This window comes from Dickeya oryzae, assembly GCF_020406815.2.
GTDB lineage: Bacteria > Pseudomonadota > Gammaproteobacteria > Enterobacterales > Enterobacteriaceae > Dickeya > Dickeya oryzae.
On the sequence record NZ_CP162670.1, the window covers coordinates 3,773,384 to 3,792,819 of the forward strand.

The window sequence follows — 19,436 nt, forward strand, 5'->3', positions numbered from 1 at the left end:
CATGAGCACACCGCTGCTGGTATTACGTCAGGTTCACCGCCGCTTTACCCACGGTGAACTCGGCGTCGATGTACTGAAAAACATCAACCTGACGATTAACGCGGGTGAAATGGTGGCGATCGTCGGTGCATCCGGGTCTGGAAAATCCACGTTGATGAATATCCTTGGGTGTCTGGATAAACCCACGCAAGGGGACTACCAGGTCGCGGGGGTATCGACCCTAACGCGAGATGATGACCAGCTTGCCGCATTACGCCGCGAGCATTTCGGGTTCATCTTTCAACGCTATCACCTGTTAAATGATTTGAACGTCAGCGACAACGTAGAAATGCCAGCGGTCTATGCCGGTCAACCCCGCCACGAACGCCGGGCGCGCGCCGCCGCCCTGCTGGCAAGATTGGGTCTGGCCGGGCGTTTGCAGGACACGCCCAACCAACTGTCAGGCGGTCAGCAACAACGCGTCAGTATCGCCCGGGCACTTATCAATGGCGGTCAGGTGATTCTGGCAGATGAGCCAACCGGCGCGCTCGATAGCGCCAGCGGCGAAGACGTCTTATCCATCCTGCGCGAGCTACACCAGCACGGTCATACTATCGTGCTGGTGACGCATGACAAACGCATCGCCCAACAGGCCGAACGCATCATCGAGCTTCACGACGGTGAAATCGTGGCCGACCACCACACCGCAGCACGAGGGATGAAACGCAGTCCGACAGCTACCCCAGCCCCTCAGCCGGGCAGAACGCTGACCCGCGGGTATGACCGGTTGCAGAATGCGTTCAGAATGGCGTTACGCGCCATGAACGCACAGCGGATGCGTACTTTCCTGACAATGCTGGGGATTATCATCGGTATTGCCTCGGTCGTCTCGGTGGTCGCACTCGGCAAAGGGTCGCAACAACAGGTGCTGGAACACATCAATGCGATGGGGACCAGCACGCTGGAGATTTTTCCCGGCAAAGATTTTGGTGACATGCGCTCTGCCGCTATCCAAACACTACGCAGTCACGATCTACCGCCACTGGAACAACAGCCTTATATTCACAGCGTCACCCCCACCGTTTCGACCTCGGCCACGCTGCGTTATGCCAGTCACGCCGTCTCGGTCAGCGTTAATGGCGTAGGCGAGCAATTTTTTACGGTACGTGGCTATATCTTGTCGCAAGGGAGTGGGTTTTCACCGCTCAGCGTCGAGCGCCTGACGCAAGAGGCGGTTATCGACCAGAATACCCGCAACACACTGTTTCCTCATGGTGAGAACCCACTGGGACAAGTGATTTTTCTCGACCAGTTACCTTGTCGCATTATTGGTGTCGCCACCCGCAAACAGTCCGGCTTCGGCAGCGATGAAAACCTGAACATCTGGGTGCCTTATACCACCGTCATGCGCCGTATGGTCGGTCAGTCGTACCTGCGCAGCATTACCGTTCGGGTCAAAGACAACATTGATCTGAGTGTGGCACAGCAAGGCATCACCCAAATCCTGACGCGTCAGCACGGCAGCAAAGACTTCTTCGTCATGAATACCGATACCATTCGCCAGACGATTCAGCAGACGACGGCCACCATGACGCTACTGGTATCCGCCATTGCACTGATTTCGCTGATTGTGGGCGGCATCGGCGTCATGAATATCATGCTGGTGTCTGTCACCGAGCGCACGCGAGAGATAGGCGTGCGCATGGCGGTCGGCGCACGTACCGGCGACATTATGCAGCAATTTCTGATCGAAGCGGTGCTGGTGTGCCTGTGCGGCGGCGTATTGGGTATGCTGCTGTCGGTTCTGGCTGGCACCCTCGCCAGCCACCTCAGTGGCGTGACTTTCGTTTATTCCGCCACCGCGATGGTCGCGGCGTTCTTATGCTCCAGCCTGATTGGCGTGATTTTCGGCTTCTTCCCGGCCAGACGGGCGGCACAGCTGCAACCGATCCACGCGCTGGAGCGAGAGTAGCACGTCAGCCAAATACACCGGTAGACAGATAGCGATCACCGCGATCGCACACCACGGTCACCACCAGACTGCCGGGGTGTTCGGCGGCGATACGCAGCGCCCCGGCTACCGCCCCGCCGGAGCTGACGCCGCAGAAAATGCCTTCCAGCCGCGCCAGTTGCTGCATGGTGCTTTCCGCCTCCTGCTGCGACATATCCATAATTCGGTCAACCAGCTGTGGCTGAAAGATGCCCGGCATGTAGTCCGGCGACCAGCGGCGGATCCCCGGAATCTGGCTACCGTCTTGTGGTTGCAGGCCCACAGTGCAAACCGTATCGCTCTGGCTTTTCAGGTAACGGCTCACGCCGGTGATGGTACCGGTGGTCCCCATGCAGGACACGAAGTGGGTAAGTCGCCCTTCGGTTTGCCGCCAGATTTCCGGGCCGGTGGTGGTGAAATGCGCCAGCGGATTATCCGGGTTGTTGAACTGATCGAGCAGCACGCCCTCGCCAGCCTGTGCCATTTGCCGGGCCAGATCACGCGCGCCCTCCATCCCCTGCTCTCGGCTGACCAGCAGTAGCTCAGCGCCGTAAGCGCGCATCGCATCCTGACGTTCCCGACTCATGTTTTCTGGCATCAGTAACCGCAGTCGGTAACCTTTCATCGCTGCCACCATCGCCAACGCAATCCCGGTATTCCCGCTGGTCGCTTCAATCAACGTGTCTCCGGGGGCTATCTCGCCCCGGCGTTCCGCCTGCTGAATCATCGACAACGCCGCCCTGTCTTTTACCGACCCAGCCGGGTTATTGCCCTCCAGCTTCAACCAGATTTCGCTGCCGGTATGCGCCGCCAGACGTTGTAATTTGATCAACGGCGTATTGCCGACGCAGTGTTCAAGCGTACTCACGTTCTCTCTCCGCACGACGTCAGGCGTCGCCAAAAAAACAGGCACCGCGATGCAGTGCCTGTTTGTCACTCGTAGCAAAACCGGATTCTGTTATAGCGATAGCAAACGATCAAGAGAAGGCGCGAAGAAGTAGCTACCGCTGACTGCGCGGGTAAAGCGCAGCATCTCGTCACGTTTGCCGTCACGGTCGCCGAACATGCTCAACAGTTGCTGTTCAATATTGTGAAGACGGGCGCAGTACGCCGCGAAATACAAGCCGTGCTTACCGCTGGCGGTACCATAGGGCAGGCTCTGGCGCAGAATTTTCAGCCCTTTGCCATCCTCTTTCAGATCGACACGGCTCAGGTGTGAGGTTATCGGCCGCGCGTCGGACGACAGCTCTTCATTGTCTTGCTTCGTGCGACCGATCATCTGTTCCTGCTGTTCGACGCTCATGCGGTTCAACTGGCGCAGATTATGCTCCCAGCGCTGAACAAACACATAGCTGCCACCCTCACCTGCCTGACCATCCGGTACGATGGCGACATCGCGACGCGTATCGCCTTGCGGGTTCTCGGTACCATCAACAAAACCGCTCAGATCGCGGTCTTCCACCCAACGAAAACCATGGGTTTCTTCTTCGATGTTGATGGTGTTGCCGAACGCAGCCAGCACCGCCTGTGCCAGTGAAAAATTGACGTCATGACGCAGTGACTGGATGTGAATCAGCATATCGCGCTGGGTCGCAGGAGCCAGCCCGTTACCCAACGGCGTGAAAGGTTTTAGCTCCTGTGCGCTGTTATCGCAGTCCAGCTCACGCCAGACATCGTAGCCAAATGCGATCACCGCGCCGAGCCCCGCGTCAGGGAAGCGCTGCTGTAACTCGGTCAGCGCCTGACAAAACTTCTTGCAACCCTGGCGGATGGCATCAAATTCGCCCTGTACCATAGCCTCCATGAAGATGGCAAAACGGCGATGCTCCAGCAAAATACCGCTTTGAATTTGTGTCATCTGTTGCTTCCTCACTCGGTGCAGTTTCTTTTACGCCGACAAGACTATTACGCCGACAAAACGATTACGCTGACAAAACTATGCCGGACGGCTATCTCAATACTGCGTCAAAAAAATACGGGGCGCGACCTGCACGCCCCAATCGGATTCACATCATATCAAACGATGTTGACGATAACAGGATAACCTTACCAATAAAGGTAGAAATCGCAGGTGACTGTTTTTGCAAGGATGATCATCACAGACTACCGATTACTCCGCATAAACGGGTTTCGGTGCCGGGGCAACCACCTTGATGACCCAATACACAACACTGGCTGCCAGTAACGAGTTCAAGGCCGGAACACCCCATTCGGTGAACAGCCCAATGGCGCTCCCTGCCAGACTGGCGATCATCGCCGACCAGCCGATAGGTGGCGTACTGGCGGCATCTGGCAACTCACCGCGTTGGCGACTTTCATCCAGCACGGCCCGGCTGGTACGCAAAATATAGTAATCCACCAGCATGACGCCAATTACCGGTGGGAAGAACACCCCCAACAAGGTCAGGAAATCCACAAACCGGTCCAAAATACCGATCACCGACAGGAAGGTGCCGATAAAACCTATCAGTAACGTGATGGATTTATAGCTCAGCTTTCTGCCGGTGATGCCCTCAACCGCATTCGCAATCCCCAGCGATGAAGAATACAAATTGATGTCGTTGATGCGCAACGTGGAGAAAATGACGGTAATCAACCCGATACCGCCCGCAGTTTGCGACATGATAGTCACAATGTCAGCAGTATTCAGCACACGGGCAATCAGTATTGCCAGCCCGTTAACGACAAATTCGCCGATAATAATCGACAGCATGGTAATCCAGAAAACATGCTGCCCACGACGGGAGTAACGGGTCATGTCGGGGGTAATCAGGCTCGCTACAATGCAACCGCCGACCACCATGGTCGCCCCGGCACTCACGGATATGGCCTCACCAGACACGCCCTTTTGCAGCAGTTCGCTAATGTTGTGGCCGGTGAGCGTCATAAACGAAATATAACCGACGACCATGATAAACAGTGGCACCGCAATTCTGGCGGTATACCGCAGCGCGCTAAAACCAAACGTGACCAACAACGTCAACGCACAACCAGAAAGTGCGGCCGACCAGCCGAACCCCAGTCTGTCGCCCAATGCAAAATTGAGCGATTTGGCAAACACGGCGTTTTGCACACCGAACCAACCCAACAGGCTGACAGCAATAATAGCGCCGATAAATACCGCACCGATGCGGCCAAACCCACACCAGCGCGCCAGCAAACTCCCGGACAACCCTTCCTTCATGCCCGCGTAACCTAACCCCAGCGTTACAACGCCAAATATCGCACTGCCGATGGCAATAGCCAGAAACGCATCGCTGAGTGTCATCGAATGCCCCAGCACCGCGCCCAACATAAACTGATCCAGTGCGGTCAGCATCCCTATATGCACCAACGCCACATTGAAAAACGGCAGTCGAACAGACACGGGAACCCGACTTACCGGGTAATCATCAATATTTTCCATTACCTCTATCCTTGCTTAAATAAATAAAATACCTTTCGCGATCAGCGAATGAGGTATAAAACTCTCCAGGCCGCAATCCCGGCAATACTCCTCGAATTGATTCAGTGAGTGAACGCCGACTTTCTGATACATGTTATAAATTCTATTTTCGATTGTTTTATGAGAAACGTTAAATTTCCTGGCAATTTCTTTACTGGAAAATCGACGCAACATCAAAAAAATCACATCAAGCTCTGCTTTAGTAAACAAATCAATATTAATCGTCGTTTTTAACACCGATGGCTTTTTCTGATCGATATAAATTAACGGCGATAATGTACTGAATGGTTTGGCATTCCATATCACACCAATACATTTTTTATCGCTGTCAAAAATGGGGATTTTTTCACTGACGAACGGCGTGAGTTCATTTCGACCATACCAGTAATCGGTTTCGATAACTGAGACTCGTTGTTCACTGTTTTCTGTTCGCTTATCATGCTCGATAAAGTCGTCAGATAACTCAGCCCAACTGGCAGGAAACTCCTCATCTAACCGCCCCTCAATGCTAAATTTTTCAGGCGTTACCGTATAAAGGCGGGCAGCACGATTCATGTAAATATGACGCGATGCCAAATCTTTTATCCCCCAAGGCTCGTTTAGCCCCTCCAGCAGGGTGATGAGATTACCAATATAATCGCTTGTCACTGATAACGACAAATTCATCCTGTTATCCCTATTCCTTATCAGTCAGTCTGATATCAGGCAATATGCTTCGTCAGGTAATGCCGGGTATATTTATGCGCATAATCCGGTTGTGAGCCATACTCCTTATACCCTAATTTTTCATAGAACCCTTTAGCCTGAAAATTGAAGGTATCAACATAAGCCATATGGCATCCGCGCGCCAGAGCCTCTTTTTCAGCCTGTCGCATGAGCTGACTGCCTAAGCCTGTCTTGCGATATTCAGCACTCACCCAGAGATACTGCACTTCCAGTCCCCCCCACCAGGTTCTGGCTACCAACCCCGCGATAATCTCCCCCTCGTTATTGGTAAAATGCAAAAAAAGCGGGCGAATATCTACATGCTCATAATCTTCATTATGTCTCCACAAACTCTCAATAACATACTCCTGCTCCTTGTGATTAGGTGTATCGGTTACATGTAATTCCACACTATGCTCCTTAATGCTGCTTGTATTTATAGGGTAGTGGTCAGGCTCAATCAAGATTCACCGAAAAAATCAAGGGTGTTTTTTACCCGTTCAAAATTAGCTTCAGCAGGCTACCCTATAGAAAACCCACAATAATAACTTTTTTGATTGGTCGCAATTATTCCCACACCAGGGAAACACGTAAAGATAGCTCACCAATTATTTACATAAATTATTATATACTGATGTTTTTCATTTAAAAGAAAAAGATTAATAGTCAGAAAACGAAACCACTTTCATTAAATAATAAAAATAGTAATTAATAGCATAAAAACTTTCACGGAAAATCATACTTCGCACTGAATTGTGATAATCCTTTCAGATATCTCAAACTCAGAATAATCGGTTAGATATAGCAGAGAAAAAGCCATGCACATAAGGAAAACAGACTGGCATACAGCAGATATCATTGCTGCATTAAGGAAAAAAGGAACATCTTTATCAGCCGTCTCACGCCAGGCGGGATTATCCTCGGCCACGCTGTCTAATGCCTTATACCGTCCCTGGCCGAAAGGGGAACTGTTGATAGCCAGGGCACTGGGGGTTGGCCCGGAAGAGATCTGGCCAAGCCGCTATTATGACCCGCAAACCAATACGTTAATTGATCGTCAAAAGCTGATGCGTAACAAATCCAACCGACACATTGCAGGTTAATACGTTATTGTCGCGAAACACAGAGCACGCTTATTTTCGGAACGTTCAATAATAAAACCGCTCAGCATTGGCATGACGTAAAAACCTAACCCGAAGACACTCCACGGGTTAGGCATTCAAATAATGCGGATAATGTATTCCCCCGTGCCAGATAGACACATCAGGGACGGTGTTATACCTGCAGGGTGGTACCTGAAATCGCGGACGCCACGGTGTCAACTTGCGACGCTACCAGCCCCAAACGCTGGATGATGTCCTGTCGCAACAGATATTTCCTGATTTTCCCTGACGCGGTGCGGGGCAGATGGTCAATCACTACCAGATGCTCGGGGTATTTGTACTTGGCGACACGCTTGCGGCCGAAAAAGGCGATCACCTCTTCCAGTATCAGTGTATGGTAGGGTTCCTTCAGTACGACATAAGCGCAGGTACGTTCACCCAGACGCTCATCCGGCATGGCAACAACGCCCGCATCACGCACCCGTGGGTGTTGCAAGAGAATTTCCTCCACCTCCCGACTGCTGATGTTTTCACCGCCACGGACAATAATGTCCTTCTTACGACCGGTGATCTTGATATAGCCCGCCTCATCCATACGGCACAAATCACCACTGTAGTACCAGCCTTCGTCGTCCAGCGCTCTCGCCGTCAGTTCAGGTTCGTCCAGATAGCCCATAAACACCTGGGGGCCACGGGAAGCCTCTTCCCCTTCATCACCACACGCTACCGTCTGCCGGTGCTTATCAACCACCCGGATTTCAACACCGGCGACAGCCGTGCCATCAGTATTAACCACGCGGGACAGCGGATCATCCAGCTTAACCACAGCGTGAGGCGAGCTTTCCGTCGCGCCATACACACTCAGCAGCTTGATGCCAGCTTGCAGACAGTCGCGGGTGATTTTTTTCGGGATCGTGGTGCCGCCGCACAGGAAAAAGCGCAGTGACGACAGATCGTAAGGGTGCTGCTGTACGGTACACAACAAGTCGTAGACGAACGGCGTCGCCCCCAGCACACAGGTACAGCGTTCCCGTTCCAGTAAGGTGAGGCAGTGCGTCGGATTAAAGATGTCCAGCAGCACACTGCGGCCCCCGATCAAGAATGGCAGGGTGACGCCGTGCAGAAACCCCGTAGCGTGCGCCAGCGGTGCTGGCATCAGGATGGTGTCCAGCCAGTTCAGATTAAGAGTAGCGGCGTAAGCTCGCTCGCTGGCAAGAATATTGTTGTGGGTCAGCATCACTCCCTTGGGTACGCCTTCGGTACCAGAGGTGAACAACACCGCAGCCAGTTCGTCGCCGTTGACGTTGACCGGTTGCGCCAGCGGTGGGTAGTCCTGCAACAGTTGGCTAAGCGCAGGCGTCGAGGTCGTGGGCACCAGCTTGTCTACCGCCACCAGATGCTCTAAATACGGCAGTTGCTCACGCAATGGCGTAATCAGATCCAGCGGGCTGCTGTTTTTGAACCAGGTCGGCACAAACAACATGCGCGCCTGACTCTTGTTAAGAGTCCAGATCAACTCCGTCTCACGGTAGGCAGGCAGCAGCGGAACCGATACCGCGCCGACTTTCAGGCAGGCCAGATAGATTAACGTGAACTCGCTCCAGCCGGGAAGCTGGAACGCCACCCGGTCGCCGGGCGTAATACCGCAAGCCAGCAAATACGCCGCCAGGCTCCCGGCAGCGCGGTCCAGTTCAGCGTAGGTATAGGTCGCGCCTTGATTGTCGATAACGGCAATTTTGTCAGGTGCCGCCTTTACCGACTGGTGCCAGTAATCGCCAAGCGACGCGTCCCCCCAGTACCCCAACCGCCGATAGCGCTCGCGGCGTTCGGCGTTAAATTTTATTGTGACCGTCATGATGTTATCTCTGTTTTATACACGGCCGCGCTATCGTGAAAGGCTTGCACGGTATCGAGCCATTCCATCATCCATCACCGACACGACGACCTCTCGTTGCAGGTGAGCACAGTCCAGACAGAACGACTGGCTGGCCCCACTGCTGACGTGAGAGTCTCAGCCAAAACGGAACTCGATACCGAACGTGCCCTGGGGGTACTCCCATTTTTCCAGAATCGTATCGCCGCACAGTACCCGACAGGTGCCGCACTCCAGGCAGCCAGCGTAATCAAAGTGGATATTGCCTTCGCCGTCCTGCTTATAAAGCCCCGCCGGGCAGGCTTTCACCAATTTGTTGAACTGCTCTTGCGCCGGTTTATCCATCAGCACGATATGCGGATTGCCTTCATCGACATGGAATTTGTTGATGCCCAGTTTGACGTCAACATTGACACTACTTTCGTTGCTCATAGCGCGGTCGCTCCCTTGATGCCATCTTTCAACAGATTCATCAGCCCCACCTGTTTGGCACGACCCAGGATTTTTGAGCGCATGGATTTGCTGGGGCCGCCATCAATAATGAACATGTCGCTCATGATGTCGGCTATCATGCGCGGGTACTGGGTGAACATGCGTGGGTTCTCCATCAGTGCTGGCAGCTTGCGGTAGCGGTGCATGTCTTGTAGCACGAAGCTCTGCTCCAGAGTCTTGCGGTATCCAGCCAGCCCATCGGCGGAAAAGTCCTGCCTGTTTTTCGCGTCAATGGCGGTCAATGCCGCTGCCTCCGCCGATGCGATGGCCAGGTCCATCCCCCGCACGGTATACCCCAGATTGAGGCACAACCCCGCGGCGTCACCCACGATCATCACGCCATCGCCCACCAGTTGCGGCACCATATCCAGCCCCCCTTCCGGTACCACATGTGCAGAATACTCCCGCAGAGTGCCCCCTTGAATCAGCGGTCGGATAGCCGGGTGCTGCTTAAAATCCTCCAGCATCTGCGGCACGCTCTTGGTGGCGTGCTCGATATCGCCCAAGCCACAAACCAGCCCCAATGAAATCGTATCCCGGTTGGTGTAAAGGAAGCCGCCACCCATCAGGCCGTTTGATGGCGATCCGGCAAATAGCCAGGCCGCGCCTTCGCCCGCGGCGAGGGTAAAACGGTCTTCAATTACAGACGACGGCAGTGCAATCAGCTCTTTAACGCCGACCGCATAATGATGCGGTGATGACGGCTGTACCATGCCGATAGAACGCCCCAGCAGCGAATTGACACCTTCGGCCAGAATCACGATGTTGGCTTCCAGTACATCGTCACCCGCCTGTACGCCGACCACCCGGTTACCCTCGCGGACCAGAGAATCGACACGCACGCCGGGAATAAACTGTGCGCCCGCTGCTTCCGCTTTTTCCATCAGCCACGGGTCAAACAAATTGCGCAATACGGTGTAGGAAGCCTTCGATGCGATATCTGGCTGTTCGCTGTGGTAATCCATCGTGATCGCGCTTTCTTCAGTGAGAAAGGAGATTTTTTCCCGGGTCACCTTGCGTTCGACAGGCGCCTCCTGCGCAAAGCCCGGCATAATTTTCTCCAGACTGTGCGCATAAAGACGCCCACCGGTCATGTTCTTGCTGCCCGCCGAGTTGCCACGCTCAATCACCAGCACGTCCAACCCGGCTTTCGCCATTACATACCCGGCCACACAACCGGCGACACCCGCACCGACCACGATGGCATCAAATTTTTCTTCCGACATAGCGTCGTCTCCTTATCCCGCCACCAGCAGGGCGGCGGGGCCAGTGTCGTTAACGGGTCAACTGCTCGATCAGGACGGGTACAACTTTGTAGATGTCCCCAACCAGACCGTAATCGGCGTATTTGAAGACGGGCGCGTTTTTGTCTTTGTTGATGGCGATGATGGTTTTCGCACTGTTGCCACCCACCATATGCTGAATCTGACCGGAGATACCCAGCATCAGATAAAGATCGGATTTCAGCAGCACACCGGAAACGCCGATGTAGCGTTCACGCTCCATCCAGTGTTCCCCTTCGGCGATAGGACGGGAACAACCGACTTCTGCGCCGATAGCCGTCGCCAGCCCTTGCACCATACGCAGGTCATCCTGAGACGCCAGACCACGGCCAACACCGATAACGCGTTTGGCTTTGCTCAAATCAACGCTACTCACGGATTTCGCACGACGCTCCTTGCACAGAATTTCCTGGCGCGGGGCAACATAGCTGGCCTGATAGACCGGGCAGTCGTGTGCCGGATTGGCAACAGCAGGCTCTAGCGCGCCGGGTGCCAGCGTGACAATGGCGATCGCGGTGTTGATCTTCTCGCGGCCAAAGGCCAGACCACCGTACATGCGGTGTTCAGCAAACACGCCATCATCACCTATGCTCAGGGTGGTGACGTCGTTGACCACGGCGGCATTGAGCAGAATGCTAAGGCGTGCAGCCAGCGCTTTGCCGCGTTTGGTGGAGGACAACAGGATAAGCGACGCGGTACGGGCATCGTCTGCCGGTTTTTCTACGACGGAAGCCAGCGTTTCGGCATAGTTTTCAATACGCTGGTTTTGCGCATTCACGCCCAGAACATAGACGGCGTCCGCCCCTAGAGGTTTGACTGCCGAAACCACGTCGTCATGCTGGACCAGCACATCAACGCGCTCCCCCCACTGACGGGCACCGGCCAGTAAGTCGGCATAACGTTCGGTGTTGTCGCTGAACACCCATACATTGGCTACTTTACTCATGGTGATTGTTCTCCATTCCGGGTTAGTTCAGCACTTTCTTCAGATGTTCAGCCAGTTCAGCCACGGCTTCCGGCGAATCGCTTTCAATGATGATATGTTTGCGTTCAGCCTGGGGCGGTACATGGATAGCGGCCAGTTCAGTAAAGGGGGACCCGGGCGTCCACTCGATATCACTAGCTTTCCATTGCGTAACCGGCTTTTTCCCGGCACCGAGAATGGCTTTCATGGAAGGAATGCGGGGGACGTTGATATCAGACGCCACGCACAGCACCGCTGGCAGCGTCAATTCCAGCACCTCGACGTCTTCTTCCAGCGTGCGCTCAACGATGACGCGGTTACCCTCCAGTTGGATACTGCTGACCGCGTTGACGGTCGGCACCTGTAGCAGTTCCCCGGCCAGCAGCCCCACCTGCTGGGCGTACAGATCGCCGGAGCCTTCACCGAACAGCATCAGATCGAAGCCGATTTTGCCCGCTGCGGCGGCAATCGCCTGTGCGGTGTCCTTCGGCTGTGCGTTTTCCAGCCGCTCATCCTGCACCAGACAGAGTTCATGCGGGCCGCGCGACAGCACGTCCTTGCGGACTTTGGAGTTTTCGAGATAGTGGCCCCCCACACAGAGTGCCGTTACCTGACCGTCATCCCCGACCAGTTGGGCCGCCGCCTCAATAGCGTTGAGGTCAAACTGGCTAATCTTGGCATCAGCGTGGTCGAAATTGAGCGTCCGCTCTGCGGTAACCACAATGTCTTGCTCTTCGGGTACCAGCTTGAAGCAGGTTATAATTTTCATGGTATCTCCTATCGGCAATCACAACGATTTGAGTGGGCAACATATTAAGTGGGCAACATAGGCGTCCTTACCTGAATGGTGATACCCCAACAGGTCAGTAAAACAATTCAGACGGATGCCGCTCGCTGGCAATAAATAATGTGGAGAGATGGGTTGTTGACTCATGTTTTTCTCCGGTTAAACAGGCATGGTTAAAGAGTAATAGCGCGGTATTCCTCATCACCGAATGAGAAATGCCGTGGCGTAAATAAAAATCGGCTCTCTCAAGGTGAGATAAAACTCACACCTCAGTTCATTCGTGTTAAACAACGCAACGCGTTGACTCTGCAAAGGTAAATCCTCTGGATAGAGCAGCTAATAAAGCGAAACTGAAGCATGAAGAATATATGCAGATATACTGATACCGACGCACGGTAAATACGACATGATAATATGTTTTAGTTACCAACTATCTTGCAAAAAAAAGTGTTAACTTGCTCAATGTGTTAATTAATTGTTTTATATCCACAGCCATTTTATCAGCCATAAATAAAAAGATGACTAATACACGGCGTTAACACACCTGGAAAAGCCATCAATTCATGTGTGATCGCCATCATAGTTATGATCTTTTTTTCTGATTTTTTGATGTTGATTTCCATGAAAAATAAAATATGACTCGAATTGTGAATCTCGTGTATCAATCTTGTAGATTATTCTTCCATTTTCTCTCACATGCTGACCGTATAATCAGGAGTAGCTTATTCCTCGTCGGGCTATTTATCCTGTTGGCAAGCCAACGCACGATCTTGCATGACATACCAACAATCTTGTTTTTGCCTGCATATTTCGTGTTATATACTGTCTTCGGTTACTCTATTTCGCCATCCAATAATTGGCTTACGCCTTACGGTTAACTGTGGAGGTCGTTATGTATCAATGCTGGTTTGATAATAAAACGGATGCTGTTTTTGAAAATGGACTGACACCCAAACTCTCCCGCTATGTTATTAGCGACGATCCCAACTGGGAATCCGGCCACCATGTACACGAGACCGAAACGGAACTTATCTATGTCAAGAAAGGCGTTGTTAATCTTACCATTGACTCATCCAGTTATACCGCACGGACGGGGGATATCATTGCGATAGAGCGCGGTAGCCTGCATACGGTGGCGTCTGACACCTCATCACCTGCCACCACCTACACGTGTGCCGTTTATGGTTTTAAAATCAATGGACTGGAAGAAGGTCGCATTATGCAACCCCATTCATGCCCCGTCATTTCAACGGTTAAAAATAAAGAGGTGATCCGCAGCATTTTTCAGGAGCTCAGTGTATTGCTACCACAGAAAAAGACAAATTCACCGCCCCTGGTGTACGATGCACTCAGCTATGCGTTAACCGTGATTTATTATGAAAACTTCAAGAATGCTTATCGAAATGATCGGGGGTATATAAGAAAGGATGTGCTTATCAAAGATATCCTGGTGTATTTAAACAATAACTATCGAGAAAAAATCACGTTAGAAAATCTGGCAAAAAAATTCCGGGCCAGTGTCAGTTACATCTGTCACGAATTTACCAAAGAATACCATATTTCACCGATTAACTATGTTATCAAGCGCCGTATCACCGATGCAAAATTTTCACTGACCAACACCGATCTCTGCCTAAACGAAATATCGTTCAGGGTGGGGTACGATAATGTCGATCATTTTACAAAACTGTTTATTCGTCACGTTGGCTGTTCACCGTCTGAATATCGAAAACAGTTCAAAAACGACCTTGATAGCCTGGAATACGTCACCCAGCTCGATGACCATTCAGAAATGCTGACGTAAATCGACCACATTATCATCAGTAAGCCACCATGATTCGGCACGGGTGATAGAACACCGGCACGAGTGATAGAACACACGCTCTGTATCCAAACAAGCCAGGCCAATAGCTCTCCACTCAGATCACAGCCCACTCAGTTCACACCGTGAGGTGTGAACTGAGATGAATAACCGATTATTTATTCTGGTAATCTTTCAGAATCTGACGGCCCGCAATATAAATCATGATCTCATCGGTGCCGCCGCCAATCCGCTCGCAACGGACATCACGCCAGAACCGGGAAACACGCGCATCGTCGGTGTAGCCCAGACCGCCCATAATCTGTATCGCATCATCAATGACTTCCAGCGCGGTACGCGCACAGTACAACTTACACAGCGCCGCGCTGGTACGCAGCGACTGGTGCATATCCGCCTGCCATGCCACCTTCATCACCATATTGCGCATGTTCTCGATTTTTATCGCCATCAACGCCAGCTTTTCCTGGATCATCTGGTTATGGCCGATAGGCTTGCCGAACGCAATGCGCTGGTTGGCGTATCTGGCGGCATCCTCAAACGCGCACTCGGCAAACCCGGTACTACGCGCGGCGTTGATCAGGCGTTCCATCTCGAAGTTGTACATCACATTGAGAAAGCCCATGCCTTCTTCGCCGACCATATCACTTTCATCCACCTCGACATTATCCAGATAGACTTCACAGGTGCTCAGCATATGCCAGCCGATTTTATGCAGCGGGTTGATTTTGATACCTGGCTTGTTCGATTCCACCCACCAGAGGGTGAACGCTTTTTTTGGATCCTTCGGTTCAGGATCGCGCGCCAGTACCAGCATATACGGGTATTCTTTCGCCCCGGTGATGAAGGTCTTCTGACCATTCAGATAGACTTTGCCGTTTTTGCGCGTATAGGAAGTGGTTGCGCTACTGTTGTCCGAACCCGCGCCCGGTTCAGTCAGCGCCAGCGCATAAGCCGGGTCGCCGGTGGCCAGCGTACTTTCCGCCGTTTTACGCAACTGCTCAGCAGATCCGAAACGACGCATACTGTGAATGCATTGCCCGTTGGTGATAAGAAACGCAGGTGCACCACATTTTGCCACTTCCATCAGCGCCAGCATCTGGGTGACATAATCAGCCGGAATGCCGTTATATTCTTCCGGCACACCCAGCAGGGAAATACCGTTATCAGACAACGCTCTCATGAATTCTTTGGGATACGTCCCGGTCTGATCGCATGTCCTGAAATATTCTTCCGGGAAATTATTGGTAATTAACTCGCGAATACTGGCAAGCAAGAGTTCTTGTTCTTCAGTTAAGGCAAAGTTCATCTTCTTTACTCCTATTATTGTTCTGCTTCAGGCAAAACAAACCCCATGACGTTGTCGTGAAACATTCTTTCATCCATCAATTTCAGATCGCCGGAAATAATGGGTGTGAAGTCCATTTGAGCCAAAATGTCTTTTTCCAGATCGACACCGGGCGCAATTTCGACCAAATGCAAACCATCTTCTTTCAACGTAAATACCGCACGTTCGGTGATATAACGGACATCGAGACCACGCTCCAGCGCTGTTTTCCCACTGAAGGTAATTTCCGGTATTTCTTTAATGAATTTTTTAACTTTCCCTTCCTGAGTAATGGTCAGCTTGCCATCCCCCACGTCGGTTTTCAGGCTACCGGCGGTCAGCGTGCCGCAGAAAATGATTTTCTTCGACGTGGCGCTGATATCGATAAACCCGCCGGTCCCCATGATCTTGCCGTTGAATTTGTGCACGCCGACGTTACCGTGCTGGTCGATTTCCGCGAAGCTCAGGTAGCACACGTCCAACCCACCGCCGTGGTAGAAATCAAACTGGGCGGTCATATCCAGAATGGCGCGGGTGTTCACATTGGCCCCGAAAGCCACCCCCTGAGTGGTGATACCGCCCACCGGGCCGGTTTCCACCGTCAGCACAAAATCGTCGGCGCATCCCTCTTCCCGTGCCACCAGGCCGATACCATCGGCAATCCCGACCCCCACATTCCCGACTGCGCCTTTGCGCATTTCAAACAGTGCGCGACGGGCGACCAGCTTGCGCTGGTTCAGTGGGATAGCCATTTGCGTGCTGTCATCAAGGGTGAAGTCGCCGGAAATAAAGCGATTGACGGGCGCACCGCCATAGAGCTGCGTCTGGGCTGAATCAACCACCACGATATCCACCAGATAGCCGGGGATCCGCACCGATTTGGGGTGTAACGTGGCCTTCTTCACCATTTTCTGAACCTGCATCATCACGATGCCGCCATGATTGTGAACGGCTTGCGCGATCACCAACGCGTCCAGATACATCACCTCATCCTCAAACGAGGCATAGCCTTCACTGTCGCAGGTGGTGGCGCGGATAAAGGCGATGTTCGGCGCTATCGCCTTGTAATACAGGTATTCCTGGTTATCGATTTCAATCAGTTTGATCAGCTCTTCTTTGGTGACTTCGTTGAGCTTCCCGCCCTGCTGACGTGGGTCGACAAAGGTACCGATGCCGATATTGCTCAGGATACCGGGCTGATGCGCGGCAGCGGCGCGTAGCGTCTGGGTCAACACCCCCTGCGGGTAGTTGTAGGCAAAGATTTTATTCTGCTCGGCCAGATCGGAAATTCGCGGTGACTGCCCCCAGTGACCGCACAACGCCCATTTCACCAGTCCCTCCTGCGCCAGTGGGCTGATGCCGCGCTCAGCGCGATCCCCTAATCCGGTCGGGCTGATTAGCGACAGGTTGCGCGGTGACTGCGTGGCTTTATATCTTTCGGATAACGCAGTAATTAGTGTTGTGGCTTCAAGGATGCCGCCACCAGCGCCTAATACGCATAGCGTGGCTTCATCCGGAATATATTTAACGGCGTCTTCGGCAGATAATACCGGCACTCTGCCATTGACTCTTTTCGGTTTTTCCAGCTTCATAGCGACTCCTGACTCAGGCCGAATTGAATTCTTTTTATTCAAAAATGAAATACACTGACGCATCATTAAATCATTTTCTTTTCGCGATATTTGAACGCAAAAAAAAAAAAATTCATTTTTGAATGAGGATATATTTATTATTGCAATTTACGCTATCAATTCTAATTATTGATAGCAGGTGAGTGTTCGAGCTATAGCATCAATACTATTTATCTCATCAATGATGCTAGTTTATATTTATTTCATTCAGGCACCATAATAGTGTCTGAATAAATACATCAATGCCGTTCAATCAGGCTTCATGCAAAACTCTCAGCACGTCTCTCAAATCTTTGATGGCTATCTGGCCGGGTGCAGATGCTTTTTTCAATGCCCCAAACGTTGCCGCCGAACCAAATATCTCTCCCGACAGACGCGAAATCACCCCGGTTTTCGACATCGACATGGTGATGATCGGACGATCCGCATATTTCTCGGACATTTCCTGCGTAGCCGATAATAACGTCACCACGTCACTCTTGCTTTGTGGCATCAGGGCAATCTTGGGAATATCAGCACCCAGCTCCTGCATTTTGCACAGGCGCTTGACGATCTCGTCCTTCGGTGGCGTTTTGTGGAAATCATGGTTGGACATCACGACCTTGATTCCGTTGGCATGTGCGTGAGCGATGGTGTCACTCACCAGTTGGTCACCGGTAAACAGTTCCAGATCGATCATATCCACCAGACCACTATCGATTAGCTGTTTATTCAGGGCAATATAGGCTTGCGGCGAAATGTCTTTCTCGCCCCCTTCTTTCGCGGTGCGGAAGGTAAATAAGATGGGTTTATCGCGAATAATACTGCGTAGTTTGCGTGCAGCGTTGAGCACGCTGTCGATCTGTTCCACGTCATCAAAATGATCGATGCGCCATTCCAGAATATCGAAATCAAAATCCCGGTAGTAATGCGCTTCCGACTCGATGGATGACACATCTTTTCCCATTAATGACACGATGATTTTGGGCGCACCTTCCCCTATCACCACATTCTTCACGGTTACGGTATTCATGTTGTTCCCTTAAAATTTTATACCCTGACCAGAACCGCCTGGGCGAACAGCGTGCTTCAGGCGGCCACCGCTGGGCAACTAACAGCCGGTGCGGACCATCAGGCACCAAACCCCATCGCTTTTTTAATGTATTCCAACGGGAAGTCTTTTCCGGTCCAGAGTTTGAACTGCTCTGCCCCCTGCCACAGCAACATGCCATAGCCATCAATGGTCTTGCAGCCAGCGTCCATCGCCATCTGCAACAGCTTGGTGATATGCGGGTTATATACGCATTCGGTAACCAACAAGCCTGGGCGCAACAAGGATTTATCCGTAACGATGCTCTCGTTTTCCAGCGGTTTCATCCCAAGCTTAGTGCCGTTGGTCAGGATGTCGGCGGTAGCGATAGCATCAGCGAACGCCTGTTGATCACCCAGATCGTGCACGGTAACCATGCAGTCGGTGTTGTCGTTCACGCGTTTGGCAAAGGCGAGCGCCTTTTCGTAAAACTCATCACGCCGATTGAACAGTTTGATAGCCTTAATGCCTTCAATCGCCGCCTGAGCGCCGATCGCGGTCGACGCGCCCCCGGCTCCGACCAGCACCATGGTTTTGCCTTTGATATCAAAGCCGCTTTCCTTGATGGCGCGGATATGCCCGGTACCGTCGGTGTTATACCCTTTGAGGTAACCATCGTCGTTGACGATGGTATTAATCGCGCCGACCAGTTTGGCTGCTGGCGTCAATTCATCCACATAATCGCAGGCCAGCTGTTTATTGGGCATGGACACACCAGTACCACGCATTTTTAGCGCTTTAAGCCCTTCGATCGCCTGAGGGAAGGTGGTGTTATCCACCTCAAAAGCCATATAGGTATAAGGCAACCCAACTTCTTCCAGCGCTTTATTCTGCATTTCCGGTGACAGGCTGTGTCTGATTGGATAAGCCATTAACCCAATCAGTTCATATTTTGCAGTTACATCCATTATAAACTCCTTACGCTATAAATATATTCTTACCACCTGCGCCATTATTATGATGACGAGG

17 protein-coding genes are annotated in these 19,436 nt (G+C 52.1%); 3 read left to right on the forward strand and 14 right to left on the reverse strand.

The genetic code is table 11. The annotated features are described in order from the left end of the window. Position 1 precedes the first annotated feature (1 nt). Entirely contained in the window at positions 2 to 1,951 is a 1,950-nt protein-coding gene (locus tag LF929_RS16535) for a MacB family efflux pump subunit (protein ID WP_226093006.1), read from the forward strand. Between the two features lie 4 nt (positions 1,952 to 1,955). Here the strand turns inward: LF929_RS16535 and cysM are convergent, their stop codons facing one another. From cysM to LF929_RS16560, 5 genes are all read right to left on the reverse strand, one after another. After that, positions 1,956 to 2,837 (reverse strand): cysteine synthase CysM, encoded by an 882-nt coding sequence (gene cysM / locus LF929_RS16540; protein WP_038907163.1) that lies wholly within the window; start codon positions 2,835 to 2,837, stop codon positions 1,956 to 1,958. A gap of 90 nt (positions 2,838 to 2,927) precedes the next feature. Continuing rightward, positions 2,928 to 3,827 (reverse strand): Dyp-type peroxidase, encoded by a 900-nt coding sequence (locus LF929_RS16545; protein ID WP_038903441.1) that lies wholly within the window; start codon positions 3,825 to 3,827, stop codon positions 2,928 to 2,930. 252 nt (positions 3,828 to 4,079) lie between these two features. Beyond that, positions 4,080 to 5,375, reverse strand: coding sequence for a cytosine permease (locus LF929_RS16550; RefSeq protein WP_226093007.1), 1,296 nt, complete (start codon positions 5,373 to 5,375; stop codon positions 4,080 to 4,082). A gap of 15 nt (positions 5,376 to 5,390) precedes the next feature. Then, a complete protein-coding gene (locus tag LF929_RS16555; protein WP_210175252.1) occupies positions 5,391 to 6,080 on the reverse strand; it encodes a PAS and helix-turn-helix domain-containing protein in 690 nt (229 codons plus the stop codon). A gap of 35 nt (positions 6,081 to 6,115) precedes the next feature. Continuing rightward, the gene (locus LF929_RS16560) at positions 6,116 to 6,529 is read right to left on the reverse strand and encodes a GNAT family N-acetyltransferase (RefSeq protein WP_210175253.1); all 414 of its coding nucleotides are present in this window, start codon (positions 6,527 to 6,529) and stop codon (positions 6,116 to 6,118) included. Between the two features lie 408 nt (positions 6,530 to 6,937). Between LF929_RS16560 and LF929_RS16565 the strand changes: the two genes are divergently transcribed. After that, a complete protein-coding gene (locus tag LF929_RS16565) occupies positions 6,938 to 7,222 on the forward strand; it encodes a helix-turn-helix domain-containing protein (protein ID WP_226093008.1) in 285 nt (94 codons plus the stop codon). Positions 7,223 to 7,394: 172 nt separating this feature from the next. On the opposite strand, the gene fadK is transcribed toward LF929_RS16565, so the two are convergent. The 5 genes from fadK to LF929_RS16590 all read right to left on the reverse strand — a co-directional run bounded on the left by fadK (position 7,395) and on the right by LF929_RS16590 (position 12,603). Further along, complete coding sequence (fadK, locus tag LF929_RS16570) at positions 7,395 to 9,077, reverse strand: medium-chain fatty-acid--CoA ligase (RefSeq protein ID WP_226093009.1); 1,683 nt, start codon at positions 9,075 to 9,077, stop codon at positions 7,395 to 7,397. Between the two features lie 156 nt (positions 9,078 to 9,233). After that, positions 9,234 to 9,527, reverse strand: a complete 294-nt coding sequence (locus tag LF929_RS16575; RefSeq protein WP_016942287.1) for a ferredoxin ydiT — start codon at positions 9,525 to 9,527, stop codon at positions 9,234 to 9,236. Further along, a complete protein-coding gene (locus LF929_RS16580; protein WP_226093010.1) occupies positions 9,524 to 10,813 on the reverse strand; it encodes an FAD-dependent oxidoreductase in 1,290 nt (429 codons plus the stop codon). Before LF929_RS16580 ends, LF929_RS16575 begins: the two co-directional genes overlap by 4 nt. Positions 10,814 to 10,862: 49 nt before the next feature. Beyond that, entirely contained in the window at positions 10,863 to 11,816 is a 954-nt protein-coding gene (locus LF929_RS16585) for an electron transfer flavoprotein subunit alpha (protein ID WP_226093011.1), read from the reverse strand. Between the two features lie 22 nt (positions 11,817 to 11,838). Next, on the reverse strand, positions 11,839 to 12,603 hold the full coding sequence (locus tag LF929_RS16590) for an electron transfer flavoprotein (RefSeq protein WP_226093012.1): 765 nt from the start codon (positions 12,601 to 12,603) through the stop codon (positions 11,839 to 11,841). 910 nt (positions 12,604 to 13,513) lie between these two features. Here LF929_RS16590 and LF929_RS16595 point away from each other — a divergent pair. Beyond that, positions 13,514 to 14,425, forward strand: coding sequence for an AraC family transcriptional regulator (locus LF929_RS16595; protein ID WP_038907154.1), 912 nt, complete (start codon positions 13,514 to 13,516; stop codon positions 14,423 to 14,425). 172 nt (positions 14,426 to 14,597) lie between these two features. On the opposite strand, the gene LF929_RS16600 is transcribed toward LF929_RS16595, so the two are convergent. From LF929_RS16600 to ydiB, 4 genes are all read right to left on the reverse strand, one after another. Beyond that, complete coding sequence (locus LF929_RS16600; protein WP_210175963.1) at positions 14,598 to 15,749, reverse strand: acyl-CoA dehydrogenase; 1,152 nt, start codon at positions 15,747 to 15,749, stop codon at positions 14,598 to 14,600. Positions 15,750 to 15,763: 14 nt separating this feature from the next. Then, the gene (locus LF929_RS16605) at positions 15,764 to 17,359 is read right to left on the reverse strand and encodes an acyl CoA:acetate/3-ketoacid CoA transferase (RefSeq protein WP_210175964.1); all 1,596 of its coding nucleotides are present in this window, start codon (positions 17,357 to 17,359) and stop codon (positions 15,764 to 15,766) included. 292 nt (positions 17,360 to 17,651) lie between these two features. After that, positions 17,652 to 18,410 (reverse strand): type I 3-dehydroquinate dehydratase, encoded by a 759-nt coding sequence (gene aroD, locus LF929_RS16610; RefSeq protein ID WP_210175965.1) that lies wholly within the window; start codon positions 18,408 to 18,410, stop codon positions 17,652 to 17,654. A gap of 98 nt (positions 18,411 to 18,508) precedes the next feature. Next, positions 18,509 to 19,375, reverse strand: coding sequence for a quinate/shikimate dehydrogenase (ydiB, locus tag LF929_RS16615; RefSeq protein ID WP_038903428.1), 867 nt, complete (start codon positions 19,373 to 19,375; stop codon positions 18,509 to 18,511). Between the last annotated feature and the right edge of the window lie 61 nt (positions 19,376 to 19,436).